Origin of the sequence: Streptosporangium heterodermiicola, assembly GCF_051390675.1 — a bacterium.
Taxonomy (GTDB): domain Bacteria; phylum Actinomycetota; class Actinomycetes; order Streptosporangiales; family Streptosporangiaceae; genus Streptosporangium.
In genome coordinates, this window is sequence record NZ_JBPJSR010000012.1 from 156836 (window position 1) to 176285 (window position 19450).

The window sequence follows — 19450 nt, forward strand, 5'->3', positions numbered from 1 at the left end:
TAATCCCCTCCTCAGCTTCTAGATCAGACCTCTTCGACGCTGCTCGGCTCACGCCGGGACAGGTCGATGCCGAGCTCCTCCGCGGCGCGGAAGACGTCCTCGTCGGTGTCGCGCATCTCGATGGACATGCCGTCGCTGGAGAGCACCTCGACGTTCAGGCACAGCGACTGCATTTCCTTGATGAGCACCTTGAACGACTCCGGGATGCCCGGCTCGGGAATGTTCTCGCCCTTGACGATCGCCTCGTAGACCTTCACGCGGCCCAGGACGTCGTCGGACTTGATGGTGAGCAGCTCCTGCAGGGCGTAGGCGGCGCCGTACGCCTCCAGGGCCCAGACCTCCATCTCACCGAAGCGCTGGCCACCGAACTGGGCCTTACCGCCGAGCGGCTGCTGGGTGATCATGGAGTACGGGCCGGTCGAACGAGCGTGGATCTTGTCGTCGACCAGGTGGAGCAGCTTCAGGATGTAGATGTAGCCGACGGAGATCGGGTGCGGGAACGGCTCCCCGGAACGGCCGTCGAACAGCTGGGCCTTTCCGTTCGCGCCGACCATGCGCCCGCCGTCCCTGTTGACCAGGGTGTTGTCGAGCAGACCGATGATCTCTTCCTCGTTGGCACCGTCGAACACCGGCGTGGCCATGTTGGTGCGCGGGTCGACCTCGGCGAAGCCCTTGTCGCGCAGCCGCTCGGCCCAGGCCTCCTGGATGCCGGTGATGTCCCACCCTCTGGCGGCGATCCACCCGAGGTGGGTCTCCAGGACCTGGCCGACGTTCATACGGCCGGGCACGCCCAGGGGGTTGAGGATGATGTCGACGGCGGTGCCGTCCTCAAGGAACGGCATGTCCTCGACCGGGAGGATCTTGGAGATGACGCCCTTGTTGCCGTGCCGTCCGGCCAGCTTGTCGCCGTCGGTGATCTTACGCTTCTGGGCCACGTAGACGCGGACCAGCTCGTTGACGCCGGGGGGGAGCTCGTCGCCCTCCTCGCGGCTGAACACGCGGACGCCGATGACCTTGCCCTGCTCGCCGTGCGGCACCTTCAGGGAGGTGTCACGGACCTCGCGGGCCTTCTCACCGAAGATCGCGCGGAGCAGGCGCTCCTCGGGGGTGAGCTCGGTCTCGCCCTTGGGCGTGACCTTGCCGACGAGGATGTCGCCGGGGACGACCTCGGCGCCGATGCGGATGATGCCGCGCTCGTCGAGGTCGGCCAGGACCTCCTCGGAGACGTTCGGGATGTCCCGGGTGATCTCCTCGGGGCCCAGCTTGGTGTCGCGGGCGTCGACCTCGTGCTCCTCGATGTGGATCGAGGAGAGGACGTCGTCCTGCACCAGGCGCTGGGAGAGGATGATCGCGTCCTCGTAGTTGTGGCCCTCCCACGGCATGAACGCCACGAGGAGGTTCTTGCCCAGGGCCATCTCGCCGTCGTCGGTGCAGGGACCGTCGGCGACGACCTGGTTCACCTCGATCCGGTCGCCTTCCTTCACGATCGGCTTCTGGTTGAAGCAGGTGCCCTGGTTGGAGCGCTTGAACTTGGCGACCCGGTAGGTCGTGCGGGTGCCGTCGTCGTTCATCACCGTGACGTAGTCGGCGGAGACCTCCTCGACCACGCCGGCCTTGTCGGCGGTGATGACGTCGCCGGCGTCGGTCGCGGCACGGTACTCCATGCCGGTGCCGACCAGCGGCGCCTCGCTCTTGAGCAGCGGCACCGACTGGCGCTGCATGTTGGAGCCCATGAGCGCGCGGTTGGCGTCGTCGTGCTCCAGGAACGGGATCATCGCGGTCGCCACGGACACCATCTGGCGTGCCGAGACGTCCATGTAGTCGACCTCGTTGGCGCGCAGGGACTCGAACTCCCCGCCCTTCCTGCGGACGAGCACGCGCGGTTCGAGGAACGTTCCGTCGGGACCGATCGGCGTGTTCGCCTGGGCGATGACGTGCCGGTCCTCCTCGTCCGCGGTCAGGTAGTCGACCTGGTCGGTGACCCGGCCCTCGACGACCTTGCGGTAGGGGGTCTCGACGAAACCGAAGGAGTTGACCCGGCCGAAGGAGGCGAGCGAGCCGATCAGACCGATGTTCGGTCCTTCCGGCGTCTCGATCGGGCACATGCGGCCGTAGTGCGACGGGTGGACGTCACGGACCTCGAAGCCGGCCCGCTCGCGGGACAGACCACCGGGGCCCAGCGCGGACAGACGACGCTTGTGCGTCAGGCCGGCCAGGGGGTTGGTCTGGTCCATGAACTGCGACAGCTGGGAGGTGCCGAAGAACTCCTTGATCGACGCCACGACCGGGCGGATGTTGATCAGGGTCTGCGGCGTGATCGCCTCGACGTCCTGGGTCGTCATCCGCTCGCGGACGACGCGCTCCATGCGGGCCAGGCCCAGGCGGACCTGGTTCTGGATGAGCTCGCCCACCGTGCGGAGACGGCGGTTGCCGAAGTGGTCGATGTCGTCGGTCTCGACGACGATCTCACCGTTGGCGCCGGGCATCTCGACCTCGCCGGCGTGCAGCCGGACGATGTACTCGATGGTGGCGACGATGTCGTCCTCGGTGAGCGTGCCCTGGGTGATCTCGCTGTCGACCCCGAGCTTCTTGTTGATCTTGTATCGGCCGACCTTGGCGAGGTCGTAGCGCTTGGAGTTGAAGTACAGGTTCTCCAGCAGCGTCTGCGCCGACTCCTTGGTCGGCGGCTCGCCCGGGCGCAGCTTGCGGTAGATGTCGAGCAGCGCGTCGTCCTGGCCGGCCGTGTGGTCCTTCTCCAGGGTGGCGCGCATGGACTCGTACTGGCCGAAGCGCTCAAGGATCTGCTCGCTGGTCCAGCCGAGCGCCTTGAGCAGGACGGTGACGGCCTGCTTGCGCTTGCGGTCGATGCGGACACCGACGCTGTCGCGCTTGTCGATCTCGAATTCGAGCCAGGCGCCCCGGGAGGGGATCACCTTGCATCCGTAGAGGTCCTTGTCGGAGGTCTTGTCGACACTGCGGTCGAAGTAGACGCCCGGGGACCGGACCAGCTGGGAGACGACGACACGCTCGGTGCCGTTGATGATGAAAGTGCCCTTGCCGGTCATGAGCGGGAAGTCGCCCATGAACACGGTCTGGCTCTTGATCTCACCAGTGGTGTTATTGATGAACTCCGCCGTGACGAACATCGGGGCGGAGTAGGTCATGTCCTTGTCTTTGCACTCATCGACTGAGTACTTGGGCGGCTCGAACCGGTGATCGCGGAACGACAGGGACATGGTCCCGGAGAAGTCCTCGATGGGACTGATCTCCTCGAAGATCTCTTCGAGGCCCGACTGGGCCGGAACGTCCTTGCGCCCGGCCTGGCGAGCCGCCTCGACCCGCCCCTTCCACTTCTCGTTGCCGAGCAACCAGTCGAAGGACTCGGTCTGAAGAGCGAGAAGGTCAGGAACTTCTAGCGGCTCCTGAATTCGTGCGAAAGACACACGACGGGGACCGGCGGGTACGGCGAAGGCGTTGCGCGAGGCTGCCAACAGATGTCCTTCCGAGGGCTCGCGGCGGACTGACTACACGCACGCCAGACGACCATGCATCAGAGCACCAAAAGAAGCGGGTCGTCAAAGGGCAGCGCAAAGGGGCAGTGTAGCCGAACGGCATACACCTGTCCACTTCAGTCTCTCTGCAAGCTCCACGTTGGTCGCAGCATCGCTCGTCAGAGTCGAAACGTCAAGCCCGGGAGCTGACATTTCGGCCGGGAGACAGCCGAGACCCTGGGAGTTTTCCCACCGGGTGACCTGCGTACACCACAAGACCGGAGACGATGTCCGACCTGGTGCGGCTGACGCTGAGTCACCCGGCGGATCGAACGCTAGCCGAGGGATCGACTGACGATCGACGCTGCCATGGCCGATGTACCCAACCGCGCGCCCAACCTAAACCAAGCCTTTACTAACAATTGGGTAAAGCGACACGCCGATCAAGGTGGCGGAGGGTCTCCGAGCAGCGTGGACAGCTCCGAGACCAGCCAGCGGGAATCCTTCTTGACCATGATGAATCTGGCCCGGTTCTGGCTCACGACCCGGCGGGGCTCCTTCTCGCCCTCGGGGGTCCTGACGGTGCTCATGCTCATGAAGAGCAGCACCTCGACCCTGCCGAAATCACCCGACTCCACCGACTCCACCCCGGCCCCGGTCACCGCGGCCTGCTGCACCGTCTTCTGCTTCCTCGCCTGCGGAGCCATGCTCCTGGCCAGCTGCCGGTAGTGCAGGCTGAGCGCCCCGGTGGTGTATCCGCCCGCTCTTGCGAAATCCTGTTCGATCGTACGATAGTCGTACGACAGCATGTCGGGGGCGACCGCACGGGCGGCGGCGAGCGCCTCCACCCCCGCCGTCTCGTCCGCGCGCAACCGGCTCAGGTCGGTGAACATGATCCAGACGGCCGCCGCGAGCGCGAGCGCGACGGCGACCATGAGCCCGGTCGCCAGCCGGGAGGCGCGTCTCACAGCACCAGCTCCGCCCTGGACACCAGCCAGGCTTCCCCCACCTTGGTCACTTCCATGTTCCACCGGTAGAACCGCGCCTGCGGGGCGTCCTCGCTCCCGTCCCGCCGGACCACCGCGTCGCCCACCACCATCACCTGGGCCGTACTCCCCCGCAGCGAGACCAGCCCCGAGGCCCGCAGGGCGCCCGTTTGGAGGATCTTGTCCTTCACCGTGCTCTTCTTGAGCTCCGCGGCGGTCCTGACGTACTCGGCCCTGGCCGCTCCCGTGGAGGTGCCGAGGATGCGCCCGATGTCGTCGTCGACGCTCCTGTAGCCGACAGAGAGCAGATACACGGCGTGGGCCCCCGCGGCCCGCAGCGCCGCCTGCCTGTCGTCAGCGGCCGTCTGGGCGTCGCGCAGGGTGGCACCGACCCAGAACGCGGCGGCGAGCAGCACCACGATCAGCACCCCCAGCACCGGCCCGGCGATCCTGAGCGGGCGGCGGGAGCGACGCGAGCGACGGGGGCGGGTGGCGTCTGCCATGCGTCTCTCCCATCGCACGGTCCGCGGAACGCTGGCCGGCGAGCGCGACCGCTTCGCCGCCCGGGACGGCATGCTCCCCGATCGCCGGATCATAACCCGCCGCGCAGATCCGCATAACGGCCTTCGCGCACATGCCTCGGGCCATTTCCCCACGCCCAGCCTGAGCGCGTACGAAATTCGCCCCGGCCCGCCTGAGCGCGTACGAACCGGCCGAGCCCGGAAACACGAAAAGAGCGGGCCACCGGCACCAGGTGGACCCGCTCTTTCCGGTGAGACGAACTACTTGACGGTGACCGAAGCGCCGGCGCCCTCAAGGGCGGCCTTGGCCTTCTCGGCCTGCTCCTTGTTGACCTTGCCGTCGAAGACGGACTTGGGAGCGCCGTCGACGAGGTCCTTGGCCTCCTTGAGGCCCAGGCTCGTCAGGGCGCGGATCTCCTTGATGACCTGGATCTTCTTCTCGCCGGCGCCTTCGAGGATGACCTCGAACTCGTCCTGCTCCTCGACCTCTTCGACAGCGGCCGCACCGGGGGCGGCGGCGGCGACGGCGACGGGGGCAGCGGCCTTGACGTCGAAGGTCTCCTCGAAGAGCTTCACGAAGTCGGACAGCTCAAGGAGAGTCATCTCCTTGAAAGCGTCGAGCAGCTCGTCGGTGCTGAGCTTCGCCATGATGGTTCCTCCATACGGATCTGAACTACTTAAGAAAGTCGGGACCGCGGTTTGCGTTAATCCCCTGTGACCGCCTGCGCGGACCTACTCGCCGGCGCCTTCGCGCTTGGCGCGCAGGGCCTCGGCCAGCTGAGCCATGTTGGTGGGCAGCGCGTTGAAGACGGCGGCCGCGTGGCCCTGCTTCGCCTTCAGTGCGCCGGCCAGCTTCGCGAGGAGAACCTCACGCGACTCGAGGTCGGCAAGCTTGCTGATCTCGTCCGGCGTCATCGACCTGCCGTCGACGACACCGCCCTTGATGACCAGGAGGGGATTGGCCTTGGCGAAGTCACGCAGACTCTTGGCAGCCTCGACCACGTCGCCGTTGACGAACGCGATCGCCGACGGACCCGCGAGCAGGTCGTTGAGCTGGTTGAACCCGGCCTCGGTGGCCGCGATCTTGGTCAGCGTGTTCTTCACCACGGCGAACTTCGCATTCTCACCGAGGGAAACGCGCAGCTGCTTGAGCTGAGCGACGGTGAGACCGCGGTATTCGGTCAGAACGGCAGCATTGGAGCCGTCGAAGCTGCTCTTCAGCTCAGCGACAGCCGTTGCCTTTTCTGCCTTCGCCATGGGCCTCCTTCCAGATGTGCCGCCGGGGCAAAGGGCCCAGGAAAGCGAACAAGCCCCGGCGCAGGCGCACGGGGCTCACATGAGGAGGTTAGTCCAGATGAAAACTCACATCACAACCTGCGCGGGCCGTCCACTGACGTGGATCCTTAAGTCGTCAGGCCATGCGGCTTGACGACGACCGGCGGTCTTCGGCGTTGACAGCATACGTCCTGTCGTCCCGGATGCCAACTCGCGGGCCGGTCTCGACGGAGGACCCTGGAAAAGGCTCGCGCCCCCGGCCGGTGGGCCGGGGGCGCGGAACTCGGGGAAACGTCAGTTTCCGCCGCGGTGCTCGGGCAGGTCGCCCACCTGGTCGGCGGGCGGAGCGGTGATCTCCACGGGCTCGTTGAAGCCCTTGAAGAGCGCCGTCAGGTTGAACGTCGCCTCCTTCTCGGCGCCGCTGAGCGTCACCTTGCGAGGCAGGCTCTGGGCGTCGGCCCAGAGGTCGAACTTCACGTTCTTGGCCTGCGAGAGCTGCTCCTGGAGCTTCTCGCGCTTGGCCGGGTCGATCAGCTGGGCGGCCTCGGCGACCGGGAAGGTGCCGCTGTAGTGCGTCGTGTCGACCCCGCCGACCGTCTCGGTGCCGACCGCCTTGACGTCCTTCGACGCGGTCAGCAGCTTGACGGTGCCCGCCAGGTCGAACTGCTGGGCCTGGTCCATGAACTTCCTGATCTCGGACTGCCCCTTGGCGTCGAGCTCGCCGAGCGACACCTTGGTCCACGGCTTGGTGGTGCCGGCGAACCTGTTGACGAGCTCCGACTTCACGTAGACCGTGTCACCCGACAGGATGGCCCGCGCCCCGCCGGGCACGTTCTGCCCGCCGAAGGTGATCGTGTCGAGCCTGATGTCCGTGGCCAGCTGGGGCTTGCTCTGGTAGAGCATGCTGCCCTGGATCTTGCCCGACCCCTTCTCGCCGCCGCTGGCGTCGAGAACGACGTCCGCGGAGTAGGAGGTGACCTCCTCGGCCTTCTGCGCGCTCTGCTGCACCGCGTCCGCCGCGGCGAGTTTTACGTTTCCGAGGGAACCGGTGCCCTGTGCACCGCATCCCGCGACCGCGACGAGCGCGGCCGCTCCCAGTGCAACTACGGGAGCCAATCGGCGCATTTCGTCTTCACCCTTTCTTCCCCCGATGATCCTGACTTACGACACTACGCGTCGGCAAAGCCGGGCGCGTCGTCCGGGAGAACGAAGAAAGGCCTCAACCGAATGGCCATTCGGTTGAGGCCTTCCTCGGAAGACGTCTGCTATCAGGCGTCGAGCTCGGCGGTCAGCGCCCGCGTCTGGTTGGGGTCGACCTGGATGCCGGGGCCCATGGACGTGGAGAAGACGACCTTCTTGACGTAGCGTCCCTTGGCCGCGGACGGCTTGAGACGCAGCACCTCGTCGAGGGCGGCGGCGTAGTTCTCGATGAGCTGGCGCTCACCGAAGGACACCTTGCCGATGATGAAGTGCAGGTTCGCGTGCCGGTCGACACGGAACTCGATCTTGCCGCCCTTGATGTCGGTGACGGCCTTGCCGACGGCCGGGGTCACGGTGCCGGTCTTGGGGTTCGGCATCAGGCCACGGGGGCCGAGCACGCGGCCCAGACGGCCGACCTTGCCCATGAGGTCCGGGGTGGCGACGACGGCGTCGAAGTCGAGGCGGCCCTTGGCGACCTCGTCGATCAGCTCGTCGGCACCGACGATGTCGGCACCCGCGGCGCGGGCCTCCTCGGCACGGTCACCGGTCGCGAAGACCAGGACCCGGGCGGTCTTGCCGGTGCCGTGCGGGAGGTTGACGGTGCCGCGGACCATCTGGTCGGCCTTGCGGGGGTCGACGCCCAGCCGCAGGGCCACCTCGACGGTGGCGTCGAACTTGGCGACGTTGGTGTCCTTGGCCAGCTTGGCCGCCTGGGCCGGGCTGTACAGGGTCTCGCGGTCGACCTGCGCCGTCGCGGCGCGGTATCCCTTGCTGCGCTTCACTTGCTCACTCCTGTGGATCCGAGTGTCCGTGGTACGGGCCTGCGCAGGCCCCTCCACTTACTTCGACGTTGGATGGTTCGCGCGATCGGGATCGCGCTCGCCGCCGGTCCTCGCCGGTCTCGCGGAAGCGGTTCGCCGCCACGAGATCGCCGCCGGGCCGTACGGCGGACGGTGCTAGTCGACGATCGTGATGCCCATCGACCGGGCGGTGCCGGCGATGATCTTCTCGGCCGCGGCGACGTCGTTGGCGTTGAGGTCCTGCATCTTGGTCTCGGCGATCTGGCGCAGCTGCTCCTTGGTGAGCTTGCCCACCTTGTCCTTCTGCGGGACGGCCGAACCCTTGGCGACACCGGCGGCCTTCTTGATCAGCTCAGGCGCCGGGGGCGTCTTCGTGACGAAGGTGAAGGTGCGGTCCTCGTAGATGGTGATCTCGACGGGGATGATGTTGCCGCGCTGGGCCTCGGTGGCAGCGTTGTACTGCTTCACGAATTCCATGATGTTGACGCCGTGCGGGCCGAGGGCGGTACCGACCGGCGGCGCGGGCGTGGCCTGGCCGGCGGGCAGCTGGACCTTGACCAGCGCGGCGAACTTCTTCTTAGGAGGCATGCTTCTCTCCGGGTCCTTGCTTCTCTGAACGATGTTCCAGATCCCCGCGACAGCGGGACCCACGGCGAGCGCACCTTGACCGGTGCCGTGGACGTGGAACAATCCCCGCGACCGCGGGGCAGACTGGTGAAGTCTACGCGACCGGTTTAGATTTTCGAGACCTGGTTGAACGAGAGCTCGACCGGGGTCTCGCGACCGAAGATCGACACGAGCACCTTGAGCTTCTGCGACTCGGCGCTGATCTCGCTGACCGTGGCGGGCAGCGTGGCGAACGGGCCGTCCATGACGGTGACGGACTCGCCGACCTCGAAGTCGACCGTCGCGGCGGAGGCCTTCGCGGTGGACTTCTTGACCTCTTCCGAGGGCTCCGGCGCGAGCAGCTTGGCGACCTCTTCGAGGCTCAGCGGGCTCGGCTTGTTGGAAAGACCCACGAAACCGGTCACGCCGGGCGTGTTACGCACCGCGGACCAGGACTCGTCGGTGAGCTCCATCCGGACCAGCACGTAGCCGGGCAGCACCCGCTCCTTGACCAGCTGGCGCTTGCCGCTCTTGATCTCGGTCACATGGTGGGTGGGCACCTCGACCTGGAAGATGTAGTCCTCCATGTTGAGGGACTGCGTGCGGGTCTCGATGTTCGACTTCACGCGGTTCTCGTAGCCGGCGTAGGAGTGGATGACGTACCACTCGCCGAACAGGCTCCGCAGGTGTCGCTTGAACTCCTCGACCGGGTCGACGTCGGGAAGGACGTCACCGTCCTCGTCGACGGCGCCGGCCGGGGCCTGCTCGGCCTCGGTTTCGGCGTCGGCGTCGGTTTCGGCGTCGACGTCCTGCCCGTCGGACTCGTCAAGCGAATCCTCGGTGACGTCGACGGCCTTCTCCAGCTCGTCCTCGCGCTCTTCGCGGGACTCGCCGGCCGACTGTGCAGACTCGGACACGGTGCTCTTTCTCTTTTCGTCGATGGCTTGTGGACTCGTCCGCGGGGTCGCTGGCCCGCTGGAGAGAGACCGCGGCTCAGGCTCCGCCGAAGATTCTCAGCACGCCCTCGGTGAACAGCGCGTCCAAAGCCGACACGATCCCGACCATGATCAGAACGAAGACCAGGACGATGATGGTGTACGAAATGAGGTCTTTGCGCGTAGGCCAGATGACCTTACGCAGCTCTGCGACCACCTGCCGGTAGAAAAGGGCGGGAGAAGTGCGCTTAGTCTTCTTCTCACCGCTCGGCTTGTCTGCGGTTTCGCCGCGCGTGTCGATCGCCACAGTCCTCACCTGAATCCGTCGAGTCCAACGCACATAAGCGGCGCGCTGGACGCCTGATGCGCGGACCGCTCCTAGCAGGGCACGAGGGACTCGAACCCCCAACCGCCGGTTTTGGAGACCGGTGCGCTACCAATTGCGCTAGTGCCCTAAGACATGAACCACCATACATCGGTTGGACCGAAGTTTGTCCGTGGCTCACGGTCTTGACCGCCGGTTCACGCATGCGGCGGAAAGAACATGCCGGAGTCTACGTGTGAATGGCCACCGCGTCGAACCGGTTGACGATCGTCCAGCTCAGAGGCTTTTTTCCGGTGTTCGCCTGGCTTGCGGGGGTGTCGTCCGCATGGTGGATACGCGGCGGAAACATCGGCACAGGTCTGTAACCATGGATGTATGACCCGTCCTCGCATCTCAGCGCGCATCTCCGCGATCTCCGAGTCCGCCACGCTCGCCGTGGACGCCAAGGCCAAGGCGATGAAGGCGGCGGGCCGCCCGGTCATCGGCTTCGGCGCCGGCGAGCCGGACTTCGCGACTCCCGGCTACATCGTCGAGGCGGCCGTCGAGGCGTGCCGGAACCCCCGGTTCCACAAGTACACCCCGGCCGGCGGCCTTCCCGAGCTGAAGCAGGCCGTCGCCGACAAGACGCTCCGCGACTCCGGCTACCGGGTGGACGCGGCCCAGGTCCTGATCACCAACGGTGGCAAGCAGGCCGTCTACGAGGCGTTCGCCACGCTGCTCGACCCGGGTGACGAGGTCCTGGTCGTCGCCCCCTACTGGACGACCTACCCCGAGGCGATCAAGCTCGCCGGCGGCGTCCAGGTCGACGTGGTGACCGACGAGACCACCGGCTACCTGGCGGGCGTGGAGCAGCTGGAGGCGGCGCGCACCGACCGCACCAAGGTCCTCCTCTTCGTCTCCCCGTCCAACCCGACCGGCGCGGTGTACACCCCCGAGCAGGTCGCGGAGATCGGCCGCTGGGCCGTCGAGCACGACCTGTGGGTCGTCACCGACGAGATCTACGAGCACCTCACGTACGGCGACGCGACGTTCGCGAGCATCGCCACCGTCGTCCCCGAGCTGGGCGACAAGGTCGTGGTCCTGAACGGCGTCGCCAAGACCTACGCGATGACCGGCTGGCGGGTGGGCTGGCTGATCGGCCCCAAGGACGTCGTCAAGGCCGCGTCCAACCTGCAGTCGCACGCCACCTCCAACGTCTCCAACGTCGCCCAGGCCGCCGCGCTCGCCGCCGTCACCGGCGACCTGTCGGCCGTGGCGGAGATGCGCGCCGCCTTCGACCGGCGCCGCCGGACCATGGTCCGGATGCTCAACGAGATCCCGGGCGTGCTCTGCCCCGAGCCGCTGGGCGCGTTCTACGCCTACCCGTCGGTCAAGGCGCTGCTGGGCAAGGAGTTCGGCGGCGGGCGCCCGGCGACCTCCGCCGAGCTGGCCGAGATCATCCTGGAGGAGGCCGAGGTGGCGGTCGTCCCCGGTGAGGCCTTCGGCACCCCGGGTTACTTCCGCCTGTCCTACGCCCTCGGCGACGACGACCTCGCCGAGGGCGTGAGCCGCCTCGCCAAGTTCCTCGGCCAGGCCGGCTGAGCACGACGGCTCCCCGTCCGGCCGGCCGGGCCACGATCTCCCTACGCGTACGGCCTCCGCGCGCCGGGCGGGGCTCGGGCTCGTCGGGGCGTGAGCCCCGGCGGCCACGGCGGTCTCGGCAGCCTCGGTGCGGTCAGTCCCGCAGGGCGTAGGTCACGGCGCCCTCGAAGTGGGCGGCCGCGCCCTCGTTGAAGGCCCGCGCGTAGGCGGTCTCGCCGATCAGGCACGCGGCGCGGGCCCCGGCGGTCTCGCGGAGCGCGGCCAGGGTGTCGGCCTCGGTGGCGGGCGGCCCGAAGGTCGTCCAGATGCGGTGCGCGGCTCCCAGGAGCCAGGCCGCGCGGTGCCCGTCCTCCACGGCGGCGGCGATCCTGGCGAGCTGGTCGATGGCGAGGACGCTGCCGACCGTGTCCCGTAGCCGCCATTTGACCTCCAGCGCCGCCCTGGCCGCCGCGGAGGCCGCCGCGACGTCCCCCCGGCCGAAGAGGGCCAGGGAGAGGACGTAGTCGTCCATGGCGCGCTGTGACAGCTCCCCCCGCGCCTCGTGGCGGGAGCGCGCCTCGCGCAGGACCCGCACCGCCTCGTCGAAGTCGCCGCCGAAGATGGCGGCCATCGCGAGGAAGGAGGGCAGGAAGAGCGCCCCCGGCGAGGTGGGGTCAAGCCCGTCGGCCACGCGCCGCGCGTACGCCCGCGCGCCCTCCAGGTCCAGGTCTCCGGTAAACAGGCGGGCTTCGGCGAGGGCGAGGAGGGCGTGTGCCTCGGCGTCGGCGTCGCCGTGCCGCCGGGCGCTCTCGACGCCCTCCTCGGCCCTGCTGCGTGCCAGGGCCATGTCTCCCCGGATGAGCGCGAGGTGGGCGGCGACCCAGAGCGGCCTGGACCTGGCCCGGTCGGTGACGGGGGCGGCGGCCAGGGCGCGGTCGAGATAGTGGCGGCCCTCCCTGACGAGCCCCAGATGGCACCAGAGCACCCACAGGGCCCCGGCCAGCTCCAGGGCGCCGCCGTGGTCGCCCGTGCTGAGGCAGCGGTCGAGGGCCGCGCGGATGTTGGGCAGCTCCCCGCGCGCCCAGCAGGCCCATTCGAGCTGGTCGGGGCCACACCATTCGGCGCCCATGCGCCGGGCGGCGGACAGGTAGTGGTCGCGGTGCCTGCGGGCCATCAGGTCGCTCTCGCCCAGCTCGGCGAGCCAGTCCCGCCCGTAGTCCCTGATGGTGTCGAGCAGGCGGTACCGGTCGCCCACGCGGGCGACGACGGACTTGGCCGCGAGCGCGGTGAGGACCCCGGGGACGTCGGGCAGGCGCTCGTCCTCGCACACGCCGCGCGCCGCCTCCGTGTCGAAGGCGGCGGGGAAGACCGACAGGCGGGCCCAGAGCAGGCGTTCGGCGGGCGTGCACAGCTCGTGGCTCCAGCCGGCGGCGGTGCGGAGGGTCTGGTGGCGGACGAGGAGCCCCTCGCCGTCGGCCAGCAACTTGAAATGGACGTCGAGCTGGTCGGCGAGCTGGGTCGCAGACAGGCCGCGCATCTGGCTGGCGGCCAGCTCGATGGCGAGCGGCATGCCGTCGAGCCTGCGGCAGAGCCTGGCGACGGCCATCATGGCCCGCCCGTCCGTGCGCAGCCCGGGGGCCACGGCCCTGGCCCGGTCGAGGAAGAGGCTCGGCGCGTCGTGGCCGGCGAGGTCGGCGGCCTCGGGCGGCGGGGCGGGGAAGGGCTCGACGACCATGACGACCTCCAGCGGCAGGCCGAGCTCCTGGCGGCTGGTCACGATGATCTGCACGTCGGGCGCGCCGGTCAGGACGGCCACGACCATGGCGGCGCAGGAGTCGACCAGGTGCTCGCAGGTGTCGAGGACGATGAGGAGCCGCCGGTCGGCGAGATACTCGATGAGGGACTCCAGGGCGGGGCGCTCCGCCTGGGTGTGCAGGCCGAACACCCCGGCGACGCCGTGGATGAGCAGGCCGCCCTCGGTCTCCGCGGAGAGCTCGGCCACCCAGACGCCGTCGGGGTAGTCGTCGCGGACGTCGCGCGCGGCCCGCAGGGCCAGGCGCGTCTTGCCGACGCCCCCGGGGCCGCGCAGGGTGAGCAGGCGCGTCCGGGTGAGGAGTTTCGCGATCTCGTCGAGCTCGGTGGTGCGGCCGACGAAACTGTTCATCTCGGCCGGCAGGTTGCCGCAGCGCGTCAAGAAAAGTCTCCCTGGAGTGCGTGTTCCACGGCGTCGCGCAGGCTGATCGAACCTCCCCGCGCCTCCAGCCGGTCGAACTCCGCCCTGCCCATGCGCCCGCGCAGCCTCAGCTCGGCCGCGCGGATCCGGCTCGCGATCATGGGCGAGCGGCTGGGCGGTACGCCGGCGCTCGTCCACGCGGCGCGGGACGCCCCGAACATGACCGCGGCGAAGGTGTCGTCGGCGCACGCCTCGGCGATCACGACGAACACCTCCAGCGACTCCATGAGGGAGATGCTGTCGCCGAACAGGCGGGCTCCGCGCAGGGAGGCGCAGGCGAACTCGACGGCGGAGTCGATGTTGCCGAGGGCGTGCTCGGCCTGTGCCAGGAGGAGGTCGAGGCGGATGAGCGTCCAGTAGTCGCCGCAGGACTCGCAGAGCTCGCGTCCCTCGCGCAGGACGGCGACGGCCTGTTCGTGGTGGCCGGCGAGCATCATGGCGGTGGCGACCACGGTGTAGGTGGGCAGGAAGCCGGGGAAGACGTTGCCGGTGGAGCGGTGACGCACCCTGGCGTGCTTGATGAGCCGCAGGGCCTCGACCACGTCGCCCCTGACGACGGCCAGGTGGGCCTGGAACTGGCTGACGTAGGCCGTGGCGTAGCCGTCGGCGTCCTCGGCCGCGCATTCGGTGAGGATGCGCTCGGCGCGTTCGAGGTCGCCGCGCTGGATCGAGACCCAGGCGTGCACCCAGAGGGCCTTGACCCGCTCGGGGCTGGGGGTGTGGTCGAGATCGAGGCCGCGCTGGAGGAGGTCGTCGCCGGGTGCCTGCATGCCGCAGCACGCCCACAGGAACCACAGGTTGCCGACCAGGTCGAGGCCCTTGCGGTATTCCGCCGGGCGGGAGTAGCAGTATTCGATGGCGCCGCGCATGTTGCCGCATTCGAGGACCAGCCTGCGGTACCACTCCAGCTGGCGGCCCTGCCAGCTCATCTCGGCGCGCGCGGACAGCGCGAGGAAGTGGTCGCGGTGGCGGCGCTGGATCTCGTCGGTCTCGCCGAGCCGCTCCAGCCAGACCACGCCGAACTCGCGGACGGTGTTGAGCAGGCGGTAGCGGACCCCGCCCTCGCCCTCCTCGCGGACGAGGACGGACTTGTCGAGCAGGCCGAGCAGTCCGTCGAGGACGTCCTTGACGGCGAGGGCGCCGCCCGCGCAGACCTCCTCGGCGGCCTCGATGTCGAAGGTGCCGGCGAAGACCGAGGCCCGCGCCCACAGGAGGCGCTCCTGCGGTGTGCAGAGTTCGTGGCTCCAGCCGAGGGCGACGCGCATGGAACTGTGCCGCCGGGGAGCGGCGGCCCGCCCGCGCGGGGTGGCGCCGGTCCTCTCCGCGTGGATCTCGCGCTCGGCCGCGGGGATCGTACGGCCTTCGAGGGCCGCGGCGAGCTCGTCGGGCGAGGTCACGTGGCCGTCGAAGGCGGCGAGCCCGGCGGTGGAGATCAGGCGGCCGTCGAGGGCGGCGGCGAGCCCGTCGAGGGTGTCGGAGCCACTGGGGGCACCGTCGGCCACGGCGAGCCGGATCGCCAGCGGCAGGTTGTCGAGGCGTTGGCAGAGCTCGGCCGGATCGGTGCCGCCGAGCCTGTCACCGGCGAGGGCGGTGATCAGATGGACGGCGTCGGCGTCGGGCAGGCCGCCGACCGGGTAGAGGTGCTCGCCGGGCAGGCCCAGCCGCTGCCTGCTGGTGGTCAGGACGCGCAGCCCCTCGACCGAGCGAAGCAGCAGCCCGACCAGGATGCCCGCGGTGCCGACGACACGGTCGCAGGTGTCGAGGACGAGCAGGGTCCGGCGCGCGAGGAACTCGTCGACCAGGGCCCGCAGCGCGGGGGTGGCCGGCCTGCGGCGGACGCCGATCGCGTCGGCGAGCGTCTCGGCCAGGGAGTCGAGGTCGGTGGGCGCCTCCGACAGCTCCACGACGTGGACGCCGCCGGGGAACGCGGGTTCGAGGGTGCCGGCCAGCCGCAGGGCGAGACAGGTCTTCCCGACCCCGGCGGGACCGGTCAGCGTGACGTGCCGGACCCTTTCCAGCAGCGCGGATACGTCGGCGAGTTCTGTTTCCCTGCCGACGAAGACGTCCGCTTCCATGGCAGCCCCAGCGTCCTGACAACGTGTGCCTCCACGGTCGCACGGAGACATGGTCCACTGAAAGCCCGTTTCCTAAATTTCCTCGATATAACGGGGGATGGGATATGGACGGGTGTGCCCTGAACCCGGCAACACGCGTCCGAAATAACACCTTAAAACCTATAAATGGGCAATTGGGAAAAGCCCTGCTGAAACACCGGGAAGGATCAACGGGACGACCTCGGAGCCGGGCCGGACACCCTGGCCGGACGCCTCGGCCTGACACCCCGAACGGACGGCCCGGCCGGAGGGTCCCTGGCCGGTCGGACGGCTCTGACCGGTCGGAGGGTCCCCTGCCCTTCCGTGCTCTCGTTCTCCCGCGTTCCCCTCCCCGCGTTCCCTTCCCCGTGTCCCCACTCTCGCATCTCGGTTCTCCCGCGTCCCCGTTCTCTCACATCTCCGTTCTCTCGCATCTCCGTTCTCCCGCGTCCCGGTGAGCGGCACGTCCGGTCTCACCCGGTGATGACGACTCTCCCCCGGCGACCTCCCCGATCCCGGGCCGGCCCTGTCTCCGGGTAGATCTTCTCCAGCGCGTTCTGGACCAGGTTCTCCGCGTCGTACGGCGACGCGCCACGGATCGGGATCGCGGTGCGCGGCGACGCCGTGCTCCGCGCGGCCGGGAACTCTTCGGAGGCCGCCTCGCCCTCTTCCGTCATCGGCGAGGTCCCCTTTCGCCCTCCCCTGCGCACGGCGGAGCGTCAGGTCGGGACCAAAAACTCCGGGGCCGTCGATCGGGGCCGCCCAAGGTACGGCACCATATTGAAATGCCACGTCCCCTCAGCGAACTGCCCAAGGCGCACCTGCACCTGCACTTCACCGGCTCCATGCGGCACTCGACCCTCGTCGAGCTCGCCCGCGAGCACGGGTTACACCTTCCCGACGCGCTTGAGGAGGACTGGCCGCCCCAGCTGCGCGCGACCGACGAGCGGGGCTGGTTCCGCTTCCAGCGGCTGTACGACATCGCGCGCTCGGTCCTGCAGCGGGAGAGCGACGTCTACCGGCTGCTGCGCGAGGCCGCCGAGGACGAGGCCGCCGAGGGGTCGCGCTGGCTGGAGATCCAGATCGACCCCTCCGGGTACGCGTCGAAGTTCGGCGGGCTCACCTCGGCCATGGAGCTGATGCTCGACGCGACGCGCAAGGCGGCGGAACACGCGGGGATAGGGATCGCCGTCGTGGTGGCCGCCAACCGTACCCGCCACCCTCTCGACGCCAAGACGCTCGCCCGCCTCGCCACGCACTACATGGACCAGGGCGTGGTCGGGTTCGGGCTCTCCAACGACGAGCGGCGCGGCCGGGCCCGCGACTTCGACGGAGCCTTCCGGCTGGCCAAGCGCGCCGGGCTGCTGGCGGTGCCGCACGGCGGGGAGCTGCTGGGCGCGGCCAGCGTGGCCGAGTGCGTCGACGTGCTGGACGCCGACCGGGTCGGGCACGGGGTGCGGGCGGCCGAGTCGCCCAGGCTCATGGAGCGCCTCGCGGCCCGGGGGATCACCTGCGAGGTCTGCCCGACGTCCAACGTCGGTCTCGGGGTGGCCGAGCACGCCGAGGACGTGCCGCTGCGGCGCCTGTTCGAGGCGGGGGTGCCGATCGCGCTGGGCGCCGACGACCCGCTGCTGTTCGGCGCCAGGCTGCTGCCCCAGTACGAGCTCGCCAGGCAGGTCTACGGCTTCTCCGATCCGGAGCTGGCCGAGCTGGCCCGCCAGTCGGTACGGGCGTCGGCGGCTCCGGACGACGTGCGCGAGAAGCTTCTCCAGGAGATCGACGACTGGCTGGCACCGGCGGGCTGAACGGGTGAGCTCCGGCCGTGACGCGTCGTGCGACCCGCCGGCCGTCGGTGCCTCGGCGCGACGGGCCTGTGTCAGCGGACCGAGCGGGCGATCTCCAGGGCGCGGCCGAGCTCTCCGACGCCCTCCAGGCGCAGGCCGACCCGTTCCCGCTGCCAGATGAGGGTGGGCCCGGCCGGACGGGGACGGATCGCGGCCTGGCCACCGCTCCTGGGCAGGTAGGTCAGGCCGTGGTGGACCGGGATCCACTGCGCCTTCGCGGTGCCCACGCCGGTCTCCTGCGGCCAGGGCGGGCCGAGCTCCTTGCGGAAGACGAGATGGAGGCTGCCGTCGTACTCGTCCAGTCTGAGGCCGGGCCAGAAGAGTGACACCACCCTGCCGCCGTCACTCACCCTGACCTCGGTGGGATCGCCGAGCGCGGCCGGGAGGGAGATCGGGAACGCCACCTGCTCCCGTGCCCGCTCCAGGGTGACCCGCCGCTCTCCGGGCAGCGGCTGGGGCACCCCCGAGGGCAGCGGCCCGGGGCCGCCGGTCCTGAACTCGACCCCCGCGAAGCGCAGGATCTCCGTGACCGCGGCCCTTCCCGCGGGTGTCGCTCCCAGCAGCAGGGCGACGAGGATCGCGACGGCGGCGACCGCCGCCCGCCGACGCGCCCGGCCGCCGGCCCGGAGCGTCTTCCACCCGCGCCGGAGCGCTCCGGGACCGCCGGGGACCGCGGGCGCCTCGGGGACGCGCGTCCCGGGAGCGGGAATCCCGGGGACCGGCGCCGGTGTCTCGGGGGCCGTTGTCCCGGGAGCCGGTGCCGGTGCCGGTGTTTCAAAAGGCGGTGTCCCGGGGCTCGCCGCCGGTGCCGGTGTCTCAAGGGCCGGGCTCTCGGAGGCTGGGCTCTCGGGGGCGAGCGGTGGTTCGAGGCGGGCCCGTACGGCCCGCGCGACGCGGGCGGGAGGCGGGGACGGGACGTCGAGGAGCTCGCCGAGGGCGAGGAGCTGGGCTTCGAGGTCGTCAGGTGAGGTCACGGGCCACCTCCTCGCGCAGACGGGCCAGGCCGCGGGAGGTCCGCGACTTGACGGTACCGACGGGAAGGTCGAGCACCTGGGCGGTCTCGGCCTCCGACAGCTGTAGGAAGTACCGGCAGACCACGGTCTCGCGTTCCCGTTCGGGCAGCGTACGCACCGCGTCGAGCAGCCGGGCCCTCTGGTCCGCCGCGGCGGCCGCCTCCTCGGGCCCCTCACCCTGCGCGGGAACGGTCTCGGTGAGCCGCACGGCCAGCCTCTCCCGGCGTCCGCGGGAGCGGGTCAGGTTGTGCGTCTCGTTGGCCACGATCCGCAGCAGCCAGGGGCGGAAGTGCGCGTCCCTGCGAAAGGAGGCCAGGTGGCGGTACGCCTTGACGAACGCCTCCTGGACCACGTCCTCGGCCTCGTCGGCGGCCCCGAGCATGGCCGCGGTCCGGTGCGCGAGCGCGCTGTAGCGGGTGACCAGCGCCTCATAGGCTTCCAGGTCACCGGCGAGCGACCGGGTGATCGCCTCGTCGTCGTCCGTCGGGGGCTCCTTCGCGGATGTCGTGAGAGATTCCACCGCATACGAGCCTTTTGCGGAAGTCCCTGTCCGCGGGCAAGATCGGAA

General features: G+C 69.5%; 17 protein-coding genes and 1 tRNA gene. 2 read left to right on the top strand and 16 right to left on the bottom strand.

Annotated elements, in window-relative coordinates; all coding sequences use genetic code 11:
- Nucleotides 1-23: 23 nt before the first annotated feature.
- The 11 genes from rpoB to ACSC1Q_RS25600 all read right to left on the bottom strand — a co-directional run bounded on the left by rpoB (nucleotide 24) and on the right by ACSC1Q_RS25600 (nucleotide 10269).
- Nucleotides 24-3491, bottom strand: a complete 3468-nt coding sequence (gene rpoB, locus ACSC1Q_RS25550; RefSeq protein WP_350970960.1) for a DNA-directed RNA polymerase subunit beta — start codon at nucleotides 3489-3491, stop codon at nucleotides 24-26.
- Nucleotides 3492-3934: 443 nt separating this feature from the next.
- Nucleotides 3935-4459 carry a hypothetical protein gene (locus ACSC1Q_RS25555; RefSeq protein WP_436761216.1) on the bottom strand — a complete coding sequence of 175 codons (525 nt, stop codon included), beginning with the start codon at nucleotides 4457-4459 and terminating at the stop codon, nucleotides 3935-3937.
- The gene (locus tag ACSC1Q_RS25560; RefSeq protein WP_436761217.1) at nucleotides 4456-4980 is read right to left on the bottom strand and encodes an Rv1363c family protein; all 525 of its coding nucleotides are present in this window, start codon (nucleotides 4978-4980) and stop codon (nucleotides 4456-4458) included. Before ACSC1Q_RS25560 ends, ACSC1Q_RS25555 begins: the two co-directional genes overlap by 4 nt.
- A 279-nt stretch (nucleotides 4981-5259) precedes the next feature.
- Nucleotides 5260-5646, bottom strand: a complete 387-nt coding sequence (gene rplL, locus ACSC1Q_RS25565) for a 50S ribosomal protein L7/L12 (RefSeq protein WP_350970963.1) — start codon at nucleotides 5644-5646, stop codon at nucleotides 5260-5262.
- 84 nt (nucleotides 5647-5730) lie between these two features.
- Nucleotides 5731-6255 carry a 50S ribosomal protein L10 gene (gene rplJ / locus ACSC1Q_RS25570; protein WP_350943256.1) on the bottom strand — a complete coding sequence of 175 codons (525 nt, stop codon included), beginning with the start codon at nucleotides 6253-6255 and terminating at the stop codon, nucleotides 5731-5733.
- A 312-nt stretch (nucleotides 6256-6567) separates the two neighbouring features.
- On the bottom strand, nucleotides 6568-7398 hold the full coding sequence (locus ACSC1Q_RS25575) for an SCO4651 family lipoprotein (protein WP_436761218.1): 831 nt from the start codon (nucleotides 7396-7398) through the stop codon (nucleotides 6568-6570).
- Between the two features lie 143 nt (nucleotides 7399-7541).
- Nucleotides 7542-8255, bottom strand: coding sequence for a 50S ribosomal protein L1 (rplA, locus tag ACSC1Q_RS25580; protein WP_436761219.1), 714 nt, complete (start codon nucleotides 8253-8255; stop codon nucleotides 7542-7544).
- 174 nt (nucleotides 8256-8429) lie between these two features.
- The gene (rplK, locus tag ACSC1Q_RS25585; RefSeq protein WP_329089910.1) at nucleotides 8430-8861 is read right to left on the bottom strand and encodes a 50S ribosomal protein L11; all 432 of its coding nucleotides are present in this window, start codon (nucleotides 8859-8861) and stop codon (nucleotides 8430-8432) included.
- A 146-nt stretch (nucleotides 8862-9007) separates the two neighbouring features.
- Nucleotides 9008-9796 (bottom strand): transcription termination/antitermination protein NusG, encoded by a 789-nt coding sequence (gene nusG, locus ACSC1Q_RS25590; protein ID WP_329089908.1) that lies wholly within the window; start codon nucleotides 9794-9796, stop codon nucleotides 9008-9010.
- Between the two features lie 76 nt (nucleotides 9797-9872).
- Nucleotides 9873-10121 (bottom strand): preprotein translocase subunit SecE, encoded by a 249-nt coding sequence (gene secE / locus ACSC1Q_RS25595; protein WP_329089906.1) that lies wholly within the window; start codon nucleotides 10119-10121, stop codon nucleotides 9873-9875.
- Between the two features lie 75 nt (nucleotides 10122-10196).
- Nucleotides 10197-10269, bottom strand: a tRNA-Trp gene (locus tag ACSC1Q_RS25600).
- Between the two features lie 245 nt (nucleotides 10270-10514).
- Between ACSC1Q_RS25600 and ACSC1Q_RS25605 the strand changes: the two genes are divergently transcribed.
- A complete protein-coding gene (locus tag ACSC1Q_RS25605; protein ID WP_436761220.1) occupies nucleotides 10515-11720 on the top strand; it encodes a pyridoxal phosphate-dependent aminotransferase in 1206 nt (401 codons plus the stop codon).
- A 133-nt stretch (nucleotides 11721-11853) separates the two neighbouring features.
- Here the strand turns inward: ACSC1Q_RS25605 and ACSC1Q_RS25610 are convergent, their stop codons facing one another.
- The 3 genes from ACSC1Q_RS25610 to ACSC1Q_RS25620 all read right to left on the bottom strand — a co-directional run bounded on the left by ACSC1Q_RS25610 (nucleotide 11854) and on the right by ACSC1Q_RS25620 (nucleotide 16702).
- Nucleotides 11854-13893, bottom strand: coding sequence for an ATP-binding protein (locus tag ACSC1Q_RS25610; protein ID WP_436761221.1), 2040 nt, complete (start codon nucleotides 13891-13893; stop codon nucleotides 11854-11856).
- Nucleotides 13890-16007, bottom strand: a complete 2118-nt coding sequence (locus ACSC1Q_RS25615; RefSeq protein ID WP_436761222.1) for an ATP-binding protein — start codon at nucleotides 16005-16007, stop codon at nucleotides 13890-13892. Before ACSC1Q_RS25615 ends, ACSC1Q_RS25610 begins: the two co-directional genes overlap by 4 nt.
- A 491-nt stretch (nucleotides 16008-16498) precedes the next feature.
- Nucleotides 16499-16702: a hypothetical protein gene (locus ACSC1Q_RS25620; protein WP_436761223.1), complete on the bottom strand. Its 204-nt coding sequence runs from the start codon at nucleotides 16700-16702 to the stop codon at nucleotides 16499-16501.
- A gap of 108 nt (nucleotides 16703-16810) precedes the next feature.
- On the opposite strand from ACSC1Q_RS25620, the gene ACSC1Q_RS25625 reads away from it, so the two are divergent.
- Complete coding sequence (locus ACSC1Q_RS25625; RefSeq protein ID WP_436761224.1) at nucleotides 16811-17830, top strand: adenosine deaminase; 1020 nt, start codon at nucleotides 16811-16813, stop codon at nucleotides 17828-17830.
- A gap of 71 nt (nucleotides 17831-17901) precedes the next feature.
- Here the strand turns inward: ACSC1Q_RS25625 and ACSC1Q_RS25630 are convergent, their stop codons facing one another.
- Together ACSC1Q_RS25630 and ACSC1Q_RS25635 are read right to left on the bottom strand one after the other, a co-directional pair.
- Nucleotides 17902-18843: a hypothetical protein gene (locus tag ACSC1Q_RS25630; protein ID WP_436761225.1), complete on the bottom strand. Its 942-nt coding sequence runs from the start codon at nucleotides 18841-18843 to the stop codon at nucleotides 17902-17904.
- Complete coding sequence (locus tag ACSC1Q_RS25635) at nucleotides 18830-19402, bottom strand: RNA polymerase sigma factor (RefSeq protein ID WP_436761226.1); 573 nt, start codon at nucleotides 19400-19402, stop codon at nucleotides 18830-18832. Before ACSC1Q_RS25635 ends, ACSC1Q_RS25630 begins: the two co-directional genes overlap by 14 nt.
- Nucleotides 19403-19450: the final 48 nt, after the last annotated feature.

Bases quoted from the DNA above. Each gene is read 5' to 3' on its own strand.
- ACSC1Q_RS25560 (WP_436761217.1), bottom strand. From the start codon at position 4,980: ATGGCAGACGCCACCCGCCCCCGTCGCTCGCGTCGCTCCCGCCGCCCG.
- rplL (WP_350970963.1), bottom strand. From the start codon at position 5,646: ATGGCGAAGCTCAGCACCGACGAGCTGCTCGACGCTTTCAAGGAGATG.
- rplJ (WP_350943256.1), bottom strand. From the start codon at position 6,255: ATGGCGAAGGCAGAAAAGGCAACGGCTGTCGCTGAGCTGAAGAGCAGC.
- ACSC1Q_RS25575 (WP_436761218.1), bottom strand. From the start codon at position 7,398: ATGCGCCGATTGGCTCCCGTAGTTGCACTGGGAGCGGCCGCGCTCGTC.
- rplK (WP_329089910.1), bottom strand. From the start codon at position 8,861: ATGCCTCCTAAGAAGAAGTTCGCCGCGCTGGTCAAGGTCCAGCTGCCC.
- ACSC1Q_RS25605 (WP_436761220.1), top strand. From the start codon at position 10,515: ATGACCCGTCCTCGCATCTCAGCGCGCATCTCCGCGATCTCCGAGTCC.
- ACSC1Q_RS25615 (WP_436761222.1), bottom strand. From the start codon at position 16,007: ATGGAAGCGGACGTCTTCGTCGGCAGGGAAACAGAACTCGCCGACGTA.
- ACSC1Q_RS25620 (WP_436761223.1), bottom strand. From the start codon at position 16,702: ATGACGGAAGAGGGCGAGGCGGCCTCCGAAGAGTTCCCGGCCGCGCGG.
- ACSC1Q_RS25625 (WP_436761224.1), top strand. From the start codon at position 16,811: ATGCCACGTCCCCTCAGCGAACTGCCCAAGGCGCACCTGCACCTGCAC.